Origin of the sequence: Staphylococcus borealis (assembly GCF_001224225.1) — a bacterium.
Taxonomy (GTDB): Bacteria; Bacillota; Bacilli; order Staphylococcales; family Staphylococcaceae; genus Staphylococcus; species Staphylococcus borealis.
The window spans coordinates 57,266-70,103 of record NZ_CUEE01000002.1 but is presented as its reverse complement, the minus strand read 5'-3'; the positions used below and the strand labels follow the sequence as shown (position 1 = coordinate 70,103).

The 12,838-nt window shown below is 33.8% G+C and carries 13 protein-coding genes; 7 read left to right on the top strand and 6 right to left on the bottom strand.

All coding sequences use genetic code 11. The features are described 5' to 3' along the window. Genes purS through purE form a run of 4 tightly spaced genes read right to left on the bottom strand, consistent with a single transcriptional unit; the run spans window position 1 to window position 2,562 of the window. Window positions 1-261, bottom strand: coding sequence for a phosphoribosylformylglycinamidine synthase subunit PurS (gene purS, locus AK212_RS03050; protein WP_033079949.1), 261 nt, complete (start codon window positions 259-261; stop codon window positions 1-3). Further along, a complete protein-coding gene (purC, locus tag AK212_RS03045) occupies window positions 261-965 on the bottom strand; it encodes a phosphoribosylaminoimidazolesuccinocarboxamide synthase (protein WP_053029131.1) in 705 nt (234 codons plus the stop codon). Before purC ends, purS begins: the two co-directional genes overlap by 1 nt. Before the next feature lie 3 nt (window positions 966-968). Further along, window positions 969-2,093 carry a 5-(carboxyamino)imidazole ribonucleotide synthase gene (purK, locus tag AK212_RS03040; RefSeq protein WP_053029130.1) on the bottom strand — a complete coding sequence of 375 codons (1,125 nt, stop codon included), beginning with the start codon at window positions 2,091-2,093 and terminating at the stop codon, window positions 969-971. Then, the gene (gene purE / locus AK212_RS03035; RefSeq protein WP_053029129.1) at window positions 2,080-2,562 is read right to left on the bottom strand and encodes a 5-(carboxyamino)imidazole ribonucleotide mutase; all 483 of its coding nucleotides are present in this window, start codon (window positions 2,560-2,562) and stop codon (window positions 2,080-2,082) included. The genes purK and purE overlap by 14 nt, the downstream gene beginning before the upstream one ends. Before the next feature lie 211 nt (window positions 2,563-2,773). Between purE and folD the strand changes: the two genes are divergently transcribed. Beyond that, window positions 2,774-3,631: a bifunctional methylenetetrahydrofolate dehydrogenase/methenyltetrahydrofolate cyclohydrolase FolD gene (folD, locus tag AK212_RS03030; RefSeq protein ID WP_053029128.1), complete on the top strand. Its 858-nt coding sequence runs from the start codon at window positions 2,774-2,776 to the stop codon at window positions 3,629-3,631. 619 nt (window positions 3,632-4,250) lie between these two features. Here folD and AK212_RS03025 read toward each other — a convergent pair. Further along, entirely contained in the window at window positions 4,251-5,396 is a 1,146-nt protein-coding gene (locus AK212_RS03025; protein ID WP_053029127.1) for a globin domain-containing protein, read from the bottom strand. Between the two features lie 261 nt (window positions 5,397-5,657). On the opposite strand from AK212_RS03025, the gene AK212_RS03020 reads away from it, so the two are divergent. The 6 genes from AK212_RS03020 (at window position 5,658) to rihC (ending at window position 11,305) form a co-directional block, all read left to right on the top strand. Further along, complete coding sequence (locus AK212_RS03020; protein ID WP_053029126.1) at window positions 5,658-5,975, top strand: DUF5011 domain-containing protein; 318 nt, start codon at window positions 5,658-5,660, stop codon at window positions 5,973-5,975. A gap of 294 nt (window positions 5,976-6,269) precedes the next feature. Beyond that, entirely contained in the window at window positions 6,270-7,394 is a 1,125-nt protein-coding gene (qoxA, locus tag AK212_RS03015; protein ID WP_053029125.1) for a cytochrome aa3 quinol oxidase subunit II, read from the top strand. After that, a complete protein-coding gene (qoxB, locus tag AK212_RS03010) occupies window positions 7,394-9,382 on the top strand; it encodes a cytochrome aa3 quinol oxidase subunit I (protein ID WP_053029124.1) in 1,989 nt (662 codons plus the stop codon). Before qoxA ends, qoxB begins: the two co-directional genes overlap by 1 nt. Beyond that, window positions 9,372-9,977 carry a cytochrome aa3 quinol oxidase subunit III gene (gene qoxC / locus AK212_RS03005; protein ID WP_011276175.1) on the top strand — a complete coding sequence of 202 codons (606 nt, stop codon included), beginning with the start codon at window positions 9,372-9,374 and terminating at the stop codon, window positions 9,975-9,977. Before qoxB ends, qoxC begins: the two co-directional genes overlap by 11 nt. Beyond that, complete coding sequence (gene qoxD / locus AK212_RS03000) at window positions 9,974-10,264, top strand: cytochrome aa3 quinol oxidase subunit IV (RefSeq protein ID WP_053029123.1); 291 nt, start codon at window positions 9,974-9,976, stop codon at window positions 10,262-10,264. The genes qoxC and qoxD overlap by 4 nt, the downstream gene beginning before the upstream one ends. Before the next feature lie 141 nt (window positions 10,265-10,405). Continuing rightward, window positions 10,406-11,305 carry a ribonucleoside hydrolase RihC gene (rihC, locus tag AK212_RS02995; protein WP_053029122.1) on the top strand — a complete coding sequence of 300 codons (900 nt, stop codon included), beginning with the start codon at window positions 10,406-10,408 and terminating at the stop codon, window positions 11,303-11,305. Between the two features lie 217 nt (window positions 11,306-11,522). Here the strand turns inward: rihC and AK212_RS02990 are convergent, their stop codons facing one another. Further along, on the bottom strand, window positions 11,523-12,698 hold the full coding sequence (locus AK212_RS02990; RefSeq protein ID WP_053029121.1) for a serine hydrolase domain-containing protein: 1,176 nt from the start codon (window positions 12,696-12,698) through the stop codon (window positions 11,523-11,525). Window positions 12,699-12,838 lie beyond the last annotated feature (140 nt).

Below are 12,838 nucleotides of genomic sequence, written 5' to 3'. Positions count from 1 at the left end.
TTATGCATTCTCCTTTTCATCAACGATTTTATAACTATATTCTTCAATTACAGTATTAGCGAATAACTTCTCACTTAAAGTAGTAACGATATTATCAACCGCTTCATCAGTTGCTTCATCAACCGTCATGTATAATACTTTACCTACTCGAATATCATTTACTTGTTTATAACCTAAATCATGTACAGCTCGATTTAATGCTTGCCCTTGCGTATCTAATACTTGTGGTTGTAATGTAATGTGAAGTTCAATCGTTTTCATTATTTTAGTTCCTCCAATTTATTTAAAAATGTTGTATATGTGTCAATAAGTGAACCTGTATCATTTCGATAGACATCTTTGTCAAAGTTAGTGTCAGAATGTTTATCCCAAATACGACATGTATCAGGAGAAATTTCATCAGCTAGTAAGATTTTACCGTCAGATGTCTTACCAAATTCGATTTTGAAATCCACCAATCTTAAATCCATTTCATTCATAAGTTCTATTAATACTTTATTGATATCTTTCGCCATCGTTTTCAATGTTTCAATTTCACTATCATTCGCAATGTTTAGCAGTTTCACATGATCATCTGTAATTAAAGGGTCGTTCAAGTCATCATTTTTATAGAAAAATTCAACTAAAGGGGCTTCAAATTCATGACCTTTATTAAAACCTAAGCGTTTGGTAATTGAGCCTGTTGCAATGTTACGAACCACCACTTCTAATGGGATAATAGTCACTGCTTCGACTAATTGTTCCGTTTCTGAAAGTTGTTTAATAAAGTGACTTTTAATTCCATGTTGAGCTAAATAGTCGAATATTATAGCGGTAATTTGATTATTTAATCGACCTTTACCCTCCATTTTGTCTTTTTTTGCACCATTACCAGCCGTAACTTCATCTTTATACTCAACTCTCAATTGACGTTCTTTGTCTGTTGAGAAAATTCTTTTCGCTTTCCCTTCATATAATAATGTCATTAACTACTCTCTCCCTTCAAACTGTTTAAGCATGTCTTTCTCAGTTTCATTTAAATCATTCGTCAAAATGGTCATATGTCCCATTTTACGGTCAGGCTTGCGTTCTGATTTGCCATAAATGTGCACATGCCATTCAGGATGACTTGAAAACTGTTCTTCTAATAAATCTAAGTCTCGTCCTAACAAATTCATCATGACTGCTGGTTTTAAGATTTCGATTTGTTCTGGTAGCTTTTGACCTGTAACAGCAAGAATATGCGTATCAAATTGTGAATAATCACAGGCTTCAATAGAATAATGTCCTGAATTGTGTGGACGCGGTGCGATCTCATTTACATACAAATGATTTGATTTATCGATAAAGAATTCAACTGTGAATGTACCTACAAAATGAACTTGATCAATAATCTTATTCACTTCGTTTCTCGCTTCTTGTTCCTTGTCAGTTCGTGCAGGCACAATGGTTTTAAACAAAATCTGATTACGATGTTCGTTCTCTTGTAGTGGGAAGTACGTAATTTGTTTGTGATTGCCAATCGTAACTGTTAACGAAACTTCAAGTGAAATATCAAGATATTGTTCTGCTACACACTCTTGATTCGTTATAAGTGCTCTAGCTTCTTGGAGCGCTGTTTCATCTTTAACTAAGACTTGTCCTTTGCCGTCATATCCACCAAATCGCGTTTTGACTATAAATGGATAGCCTAATGTATGAATAGCGTCATTTAAATCTTTTTCACTTTTTATAGATAAAAATGGAACAATTTTAGAACCAGCTTGTTCTAATGTTTGTTTTTCAGTCAATCGGTCTTGCAATAATTGAATTGCTTGATAGCCTTGAGGAATATTGAATTGTTGCGTTAAGCGATTAAGTTGCTCAGCAGAAATATTTTCAAACTCATAAGTAATGACATCAGATTTTTCGCCAAGTTCATGTAACGCTTTTTCATCATCATAAGCAGCAGTGATAAATTCATGAGCAACAGGTTTACATGGACTGTCAGGGTTAGGATCTAAACAAATGACTTTGAAACCCATTTTCTGTGCTGATTGAGCCATCATCTTACCTAATTGACCACCACCAATAATGCCAATAGTGTCACCGAACTTTAATTTATTGAAGTTCATTTTGCATTTCACCAACTTTATCTACTAGACTTTGCTCATATTGTTCTAAATGATGACGAACTGTTTCGTTGCCAATACTTAATATTCTTGCAGCCAATATGCCAGCATTTTTAGCACCTGCCGTTCCAATTGCAGTTGTAGCTACTGGAATACCACCAGGCATTTGAACAATTGATAATAATGAATCCAGACCTTTTAAACTTTTCGATTCTATTGGTACACCTATCACAGGTAATGTTGTCATTGATGCAACCATTCCCGGTAAATGCGCTGCGCCACCTGCTCCAGCAATAATGACATCATAGCCATTTTTCTGTGCTTGACTGGCAAATTCATACATTAATTTTGGCGTACGATGTGCCGAAACCACTTTCTTATCGTACGGTATTTCGAATTCGTCTAACATCGCACAACTTTCTTGCATAATCTTCCAATCTGAAGAACTACCCATAATTACCGCTACTTTCACGTTGTACACCCTTTCAAAAGTTTGAAATTTAGATACGATTAGTTGTATATTACAGATATAGCATAACAATCATGCGATGCTTTTTCAATTAAAAATCGAACTTTAACTTAATTTTTATCTTTAATTTACGTCTTTTGGCTATTAATTGACGAGAATACAGTTTTAAAGTTAAGGTATAGTTATGATTAAAACAAACAAGGAGGAATTTTTTGTGGTTGCAAAAATTTTAGATGGGAAACAAATTTCTAAGGACTATAGACAAGGTTTACAAAATCAAGTCGAAGCTTTAAAAGAAAAAGGTTATACACCAAAATTATCAGTTATCTTAGTTGGTAATGATGGTGCAAGTCAAAGCTATGTAAACTCTAAAAAGAAAGCTGCTGAAAAAATCGGCATGATTTCTGAAATTGTTCATTTAGAGGAAGATACTTCTGAAGAGGATGTATTAAAAGAATTAGATCGTTTAAACAATGATGATTCAGTTAGCGGTATTCTAGTTCAAGTACCACTTCCTAAACAAGTAAGTGAACAAAAAATCTTAGAAGCGATTAATCCTGAAAAAGACGTTGATGGCTTCCACCCTTCAAATATCGGTAAATTATATATTGATGAGCAAACTTTTGTTCCATGTACACCATTAGGTATTATGGAAATTCTTAAACATGCTGATATTGATTTAGAAGGTAAAAATGCGGTTGTAATTGGACGTAGCCATATCGTTGGTCAACCAGTATCTAAATTATTATTACAAGCTAACGCTACTGTAACTATCTTACATTCACGTACTAAAGACATGCATAGTCATTTAAAAGACGCTGATGTCATTGTTAGTGCTGTAGGTCAACCAGGCTTAGTTACTAAAGATGATGTTAAAGAAGGCGCAGTTATTGTTGATGTTGGTAACACGCCTGATGAAAATGGTAAATTAAAAGGTGACGTAGAGTTTGAAGAAGTTAAAGAAATTGCTGGAGCTATCACACCAGTTCCAGGTGGTGTTGGCCCATTAACAATCACTATGGTGCTTAACAACACACTATTAGCTGAAAAAATGCGTCGTGGCATTGAATAAGAAGGCTTCACTTTGACTTAAGTCTTATGTTATTAGAATAATTAAATTAAAATGGCTAGGACATCATTCCTAGAGAAATAGCCAGTCAATGCGTTTTAACAAACGCATTGACTGGTTTCTTTATTTACAATACGGAGTATTGTTGGCTTGCTTGCCCAACGTGCTTTGCTTGTAGAAACTGATTAAATCAGTTTCTCTGTGTTGGGGCCCTGCGCGCAACGCCATTTATTATCCATCTTTAGAACTACTTCAGTCTGGGACATAAATAATATAATAATGCTATTTAGCAAATTCGCAGTAGCTGACTGAACTGAGAAGGCGCTTAAATCAAGCTTTTCTCAGTTCTAGTCATCCTTGCGGGGGTGGGACGACGAATTCAAAAGAATTCTGTCCCGCTCCCTCATTAATAATTAACGCAAGCGTCTCGCCAAAATACTTTGTATTTATATGTAATTTTACACTGAAATTCTTAAAAAATTAAGGCACACTCATATAATTTAGTAATCATTTCAACACTAAATTAGAGAGGTGCCTTTTATATTAGAAACTACACTATAAAATAATTATACGTCTTGCATTAATCCAGTAATGTAGCATATCTTAACATCCATTATTCTTATTAAACTGTAACACTTAATTTTGGTACGAATGTTTCATAATGGATGTGACTTTGATCCACATCTAATGCTTTTAATACTTCAATTACAGATTGAATGAACTTAGCACCGCCACATACATATACTTCAGTATCATTGCTTAAATAGTTTTCAAGATAGTCTTTAGTTAAATAGCCATTTTTTTCTCTATCATAAAGTTCATAATTTGCTTTGTCTGATTTTTGGCTAATAGCTTCTAAATGTGAAGTGAACGGTGTATCGTTAATGTCTCCAGTAACTTGAACAAATTGAGCTTTACTGCCTTTAGCTACTACTTCATCAAACATAGAAACTAGAGGTGTAACACCGATACCTGCACCAATAAATAGTTGTGGTTTTTCTGGATTTGCAACTGCAAATGGACCAACTGGAGCAGACAAGTTAATTGTGTCCCCTTCTTTTAATTCATCATGTAAGATAGTTGAAACTTCACCTTCATGATTAGTAGTTACATCACGTTTAACAGCAAATGTTAAACGTTCTTTTTCTCCTGATACGATTGAGTAATGACGTTTTGCGCGATAAGGTAATTTTTCACTACTTACGTCAACAGTGATATATTCACCTGGTGTGAATTGACTTAAATCATATTCAGTAGATTTAACTGTGAATGCTTTAATATCTGAAGACAATTGTTCAATTTTTTCGATTTCAAAAGGTTTGAAGCCATCCCAAAGCATTTCAGCATAAATATCTTTTTCTACTTGAATAAACACATCAGCAATTTCTTGGTAAGCTTTTTTCCAAGTTTGAATAATAGGATGATCATCTTCAAGACCTACAACAGCTTTAATTGCTTCGATTAAATTTTCTCCGACAATATCGTAACCTGCAGGTGGAACTTGTAAAGCACAATGTTTATACGCAATTTCTTTAACAACTGGCATGATATTACCTAAATTATCAATATTCACTGCTGCTGCTAAAACACTTTGTGCTAATGCAGTTGATTGGAACCCTTTCTGTTGGTTCGTTTGGTTAAACATATTTTTCAATTCTGGATGTTGGTTGAACATTCTATTGTAAAAATATGATGTAATCTCAGTGCCTTTGTCTTGTAATACTGGTACTGTTTCTTTAATAATGCCTTTTTCTTTTTCATTTAACATGAAAAGTCACTCCCATTTAGTTAAATATTTCAAACCATTTCTTAATTCATTCTATTTCAAAATTGAGATTTTTTAAATCAAATGTACTTAAATTCACAAAATGTTCATTTTACATAATCTTAATATATATTTTTCTTCTTATTATTTTAATTCGTAAAATAATACGATATATTAAGACTATAGTATGATGTTTATTGTCAGAATATATTGTATAGTTTAATTAAATTACTCAATGACTTTATTTTAACGGAGGTTAACTTAATGAATAAACTAATCCAGTCACTTTCAGCGCTAGGCGTCTCCGCAACTCTAGTTACCCCCAACTTAAGTGCAGAAGCTACTACAAATCACTCTCCTGAACTTAGAGGCGTGAATGATATTGTAATTGAAAAAGGCCAAAACTATAATCTACTTAATGGAATTAGCGCCTATGATAAAGAAGATGGCGATTTAACGCATAAAATTACTGTTGATGGTCATGTTGATACTTCTAAAGTAGGTAAATATAAAGTCAAATATAACGTCATTGATTCAGATGGAGCTAAAGAAACTTCTACACGATACATAGAAGTTAAGTAATGATGACAATTTTGAGATGAGATGAAATGTCTCATCTTTTTTTATGTCTAAAACCCTTGAAAACACTGAAAATGATAACGTTTCTCAACTACATGCGCATTTCACTTAATTTTGTCATTTTTCACAGAATAGACACATAATTTTAACAAATCTTACATTCCCCGTCATTCCTATTGTTGCTAGTTGTTTCCTATATATATTTATAATTTTTTTTGGATAAGTACTTGTAAATATCGCGTAATAAACTAAAATTAATGATAAGCCCTACATTTGTAGTATTAGGAGGTCAAAAAAGTGTCAAAATTTAAGTCTTTGCTTCTAATGTTCGGCACGCTAATTTTACTTAGTGGTTGTTCGAATGTAGAAGTATTTAATGCAAAAGGGCCAGTAGCAAGTAGTCAGAAGTTCCTGATTATTTATTCAATCATCTTCATGCTTGTTATTGTTGCTGTTGTACTTACCATGTTCGCTATTTTTATTTTCAAGTATAGCTACAATAAAAACAGCGAAACTGGTAAGATGCACCACAATTCTTTAATTGAAACAATTTGGTTTGTGGTACCTATCATTATCGTTATTGCTTTATCTATTCCAACAGTTAAAACTTTATACGATTATGAGAAACCACCAGAAAGTAAGGAAGATCCAATGGTTGTATACGCAGTAAGTGCTGGATACAAATGGTTCTTTGCTTATCCAGAACAAAAAGTAGAAACAGTGAATACATTAACTATTCCTAAAAATCGTCCTGTAGTCTTCAAATTGCAAGCTATGGATACAATGACAAGTTTCTGGATTCCTCAATTAGGTGGTCAAAAATATGCCATGACTGGCATGACAATGAATTGGACTTTACAAGCCGATGAAACAGGTACTTTCAGAGGACGTAACTCTAACTTCAATGGTGAAGGTTTCTCTCGCCAAACGTTTAAAGTTCACTCTGTAGACCAAAGTGAATTCGATTCTTGGGTTAAAGATGCTAAGAGCAAGCAAACACTTAGCCAAGATGAGTTTGATAAACAACTCTTACCAAGTACACCTAATAAAGAATTGACATTCAATGGTACGCATATGGCATTCGTTGACCCTGCAGCTGATCCAGAGTACATTTTCTACGCTTACAAACGTTATAATTATGTTCAAAAAGATCCTAACTTTGTAGCTGAAGAAGACTTGTACAAAGATGTTACTGATAAACCACAGAAACCAGCTCGTAAGGTTCAAATCACTAACGCTAACTATAAGCGTCATGGTATGAAACCTATGATTCTTGGTAACAATGATCCTTATGATAATGAATTCAAGAAAGAAGAGGATCATAACGCTAAGGAAATGGAAAAAATCAGTAAAAGCGCGAAAGACGAAAATGCGTCTAAATTTGGTAGCAAAGCAGACAATGATCATGGAGGTGGACATTAATGAATTTTCCATGGGATCAATTACTCGTTAAAGGTAACTGGATGATTACAATGGCACAAATCGGTGCGCCATTCCTAGTTATTGGTTTAATTGCAGTAATTACTTACTTCAAGTTATGGAAATATCTTTACAAAGAATGGTTCACATCCGTAGACCATAAAAAAATCGGTTTAATGTATTTAATTTGTGCTGTACTTATGTTCGTCCGTGGTGGTATTGATGCGTTACTTTTACGTACACAATTAACAATTCCAGATAATACTTTCTTGGAATCAAACCACTATAACGAAATCTTCAGTACGCACGGCGTTATCATGATTATCTTTATGGCTATGCCATTCATTTTTGGTTTATGGAACGTAGTTGTTCCACTACAAATTGGGGCTCGTGATGTGGCGTTCCCAGTTATGAATAACATTAGTTTCTGGTTATTCTTTGTTGGTATGATTTTATTCAACCTTTCATTCATTATTGGTGGATCACCAGCAGCTGGTTGGACAAACTATGCACCATTAGCTGGTGAATTTAGTCCAGGCCCAGGTGTTAACTATTACCTAATCGCTATACAGATTTCAGGTATTGGTACATTAATGACTGGTATTAACTTCTTTGTAACAATACTTAGATGTAAAACACCAACAATGAAATTCATGCAAATGCCAATGTTTACTGTAACTACATTTATTACGACTTTAATCGTAATTCTTGCGTTCCCAGTATTCACAATTGTACTTGCATTAATGACAGCTGACCGCATTTTTGGAACTGCATTCTTTACAGTTGCTGATGGCGGTATGCCAATGTTATGGGCAAACTTCTTCTGGGTATGGGGGCACCCTGAGGTTTATATCGTTATCTTGCCTGCATTTGGTATTTACTCTGAAATTATTCCAACATTTGCTCGTAAACGTTTATTCGGTCACCAAAGCATGGTGTGGGCAACTGCTGGTATCGCATTCTTAAGTTTCTTAGTTTGGGTTCACCATTTCTTCACAATGGGTAATGGTGCATTAATCAACTCATTCTTCTCAATTTCAACAATGTTAATCGGTGTACCTACCGGAGTTAAACTCTTCAACTGGTTATTAACATTGTATAAAGGACGTATTACGTTCGAGTCACCTATGCTATTCTCATTAGCCTTCATCCCTAACTTCTTATTAGGTGGGGTTACTGGTGTAATGTTAGCGATGGCATCAGCTGACTATCAATATCATAATACTTATTTCTTAGTAGCTCACTTCCACTATACATTGGTTACTGGTGTAGTATTTGCCTGCCTAGCTGGTTTAATCTTCTGGTATCCTAAGATGATGGGTTACAAATTAAACGAAAAATTAAATGCATGGTGTTTCTGGTTATTCATGATTGGATTTAACGTATGTTTCTTACCACAATTCATTCTTGGATTAGACGGAATGCCTCGTCGTTTATACACTTACATGCCTTCTGATGGTTGGTGGTTATTAAACGTAATCTCTACTATTGGTGCATTATTAATGGCTGTTGGTTTCCTATTCTTAGTAGCAAGCATCGTATACAGTCATATCAAAGCTCCACGTGAAGCTACTGGAGATAACTGGGATGGTCTTGGACGTACTTTAGAGTGGTCAACTGCTTCTGCAATTCCACCTAAATACAACTTTGCTATCACTCCAGATTGGAATGACTATGATACATTTGTTGATATGAAAGAACATGGTCGTCATTATTTAGATAACCATAACTATAAAGACATTCATATGCCAAACAATACACATACTGGTGTGTTTATGGGTATATTCATGTTATTAGGTGGTTTCTTCTTAATCTTTGAAACGATCGTCCCTGCTATAATTTGTTTAGTAGGTATTCTTGGTTCATTAGTTTACCAAAGTTTCGTTCAAGATCATGGTTATCATATCCCTGCTTCTGAAGTTGCTGAAAATGAAGCTCGCTTAAGAGAAGCTCGTATTAAAGAAAGGGAGGCTGTAGGTCATGAGTCATGATACAAATACTGTTGATTCACGTACGCACGAAGGTCAATTAAATAAACTTGGCTTCTGGATTTTCCTTACAGCCGAATTCTCGTTATTCGGTACCTTATTTGCAACGTTATTAACGTTGCAACATGGTGGCGATTACGCAGGCAAAATGACAACTGAATTATTCGAGTTACCGCTTGTATTAATTATGACATTTGCCTTATTAATCAGTTCTTACACATGTGGTATTTCAATTTATTACATGCGTAAAGAAAAACAAAACTTAATGATGTTTTGGATGATTCTTACAGTACTTTTAGGTTTAGTGTTCGTTGGATTCGAAATTTACGAATTCGCTCACTATGTTTCTGAAGGTGTAACACCACAAATTGGATCTTATTGGTCTAGTTTCTTCATCCTATTAGGTACACATGGTGCCCACGTTTCATTAGGTATTGGCTGGATCATTTGTTTATTAATCCAAGTAGCTACACGTGGTCTTAATAAATACAATGCTCCAAAATTATTTATCGTAAGTTTATACTGGCACTTCTTAGATGTTGTTTGGATCTTCATCTTTACTGCCGTATATATGATAGGGATGGTGTATAGCGGATGAATACAATCGTAAAACATACAGTTGGCTTTATAGCCTCAATCGTCTTGACGTTATTAGCAGTTTTCGTAACTCTATACACAAACATGACATTCCATGCTAAAACAACAATCATCTTTGGCTTTGCATTTATTCAAGCTGCAGTTCAATTATTAATGTTCATGCACTTAACTGAAGGTAAAGATGGTCAAGTACAATCGTTCAAAGTTATCTTTGCGATTATCATCACATTAGTGACTGTTGTTGGTACGTATTGGGTTATGCAAGGTGGACATTCTCACCACTTATAATTTAATATTTATCTCACTAAAAGAACCTGTTATGAAACGCCTTAGCGTTTCAAACAGGTTCTTTCTTTATACTTTCATTTACTATCTTAGATAAGTTATCTTTATATTAAACCAATCATTATATAGGAGATGAATTGAATCATGCGTTTACCATTAATTATAGATACAGACCCAGGTATTGATGATGCAGCTGCATTAAGTGTCGCCCTATTACATCCATCTTTTGATGTTAAAATGATATCAACTGTTAACGGAAATGTTGGTATCGAAAAAACGACCGCAAATGCGCTAAAATTAAAAGCTTTCTTCAACAGTGACGTACCTGTTCATAGAGGTGCTACAAAACCATTAATAAGTAAGGTTATTGATGCTAGTCATGTTCATGGAGAAAGTGGTATGGATGGTTATGACTTCCCTTCTTTATCAATAAATCAATTAGCATCAACTAATTCAATAACTGCAATGAGAGATATTCTCTTACAAACAGACACCCCTATCACAATCGTTGCTCTAGGACCACTGACGAACATTGCTTTATTAATAAGTACATTTCCAGAAGTTAAAGATTTTATTAAGGAAATTGTCTTAATGGGTGGTAGCGCTGGACGAGGTAATGTAACGCCGCTTGCTGAATTTAATATTTATAGCGATCCTGAAGCAGCTCATATTGTGTTTAATTGTGGCCTCCCTATCACAATGATTGGCCTTGATTTAGCGCGTCAATCTTTATTAACGCATGATTATCTAGCGTCATTCGAACATTTGAGTCGAACAAGTGCAATGCTTTATCAACTCTTTCAACATTATAGAGAAAAGGATTTTGCTCAAGGGTTAAAATTATATGACGTCTTTACTGTACTCTATCTACTCGACACAGAAAGTTACGAAACACATCTGGCTGATGTACAAATTGAACTACAAGGCACACTGACTAGAGGTGCTACAGTTGTCGATTTTGATTCTCCATATCCAAACTGTACAATAGTTACATCAAGTTTAAATGATAACTATCGTTCCATATTCAAAAACACACTTAAATAAAAACTATGGGAGTGAAGAACGACTTCAATATGATTTCGTTTCTCCACTCCCAATTTATTTTTGGAATATTTTTATGTCCTTCCTATTATTAGGCCCTTCTCCAATAAGGATAACTAAAGTTGATAAAACTTAATTTAAAGGTCCTCTCACTCTAGCCAGCTAATATCGATATTATATAGCCCTATAGATTAACGTTGCCTCAAATGCACGACTTTAGTTACTTCGTTTCATAAATATTTTGACCTAGTAATTGATAGTAAATATGTGAAATCGTCGACTCATTGGATAGCTTAGCATTATCAACTTTATTAGTCGCCAATACAATAATGTAGTCTTTATTAAAGTACACAGTAAATATTTGACCAAAGAATACACCATTAATTCGATTGACTTGTGGTGTCGCATAGAATCCATATCTATATGACTCTGGGTATTTAGTACTTCCAATTTCTTGAAGCAATGAGGTTGTCACCGTTTGATTAAAAATATTGTTTTGCTGTAAGTCATTAACTAATCGTGCCATATCATGCGTAGACATGTATAAATTCCCAGCACCGTAGTATTGCTCTAAAATATTAGGTTTCATCTTTTTTAATTTATTATTTTTAACTTTATAACCCGTAGCCATATTCTCTTTAAAAGGCTTTTCATTAAAGAAAGCACTGTGTTCTAAGTGATAAGGTTCAGCTAAATATTTATAGTAATTTTCTACATAAGATTGATGTGTGACTGATTCGATAACCTGAGCTAATACTAAATAATTCGCATCATTATATAAATGTTTATGATAATACTTATTGTTGATCCCTCTTCTTTGAATATCGTGTACTGCTCCATCTAAACTTTTAGTATCTGGATTAGCACTAAATTTATACAAACCACTTCTATGTAACATTAAATCTTTCAGGGTAATGGTTTTATTTGTCTTGAACCACGGTAGATATTTCGTAACAGAATCATTCATATTTATTTTGTTTGATAATTCTAAATGCTTGAGTATTAAGCCAGTAGTAAATTTTTGTGCTGAGCCAATTAAATACATCGTATTTGTGTTGTTCTTTTTCTTACTACCCAAATTTTGGTAACCGTAGCCTTTATCAAGCATTAACTTCCCATCTTTTAAAACTGTAATCGATCCATTAAAATGAACATTCTTTAAATATGTATTAATTTGTTTAATACTATGATCATCCGCTTGAACCGTTTTTAACTTAGGCGCCTTTTTGTGGTGTTTATCTCTATGTTCAATATAAGTCTTATTATCGTTCACATTATTATATGCACTATCTTTAATACTGTAATTAGTCACTTTAACGACAAATAATATGACGAGAAGCACTAATACGATTAATACTAAAATAAAAGCTATAATTTTTAATTTGTTATTTTTCATGAGGTCCCTCTTACATCTAAAATAGAAGCGTGTCTAAATCAAAAACTATTCTATCTATATTATTTTTTTATTCATTCAACATTTTATATTATATAACACAACATCATTGAATTCATCTTTCTTTAATCATACATGCATCA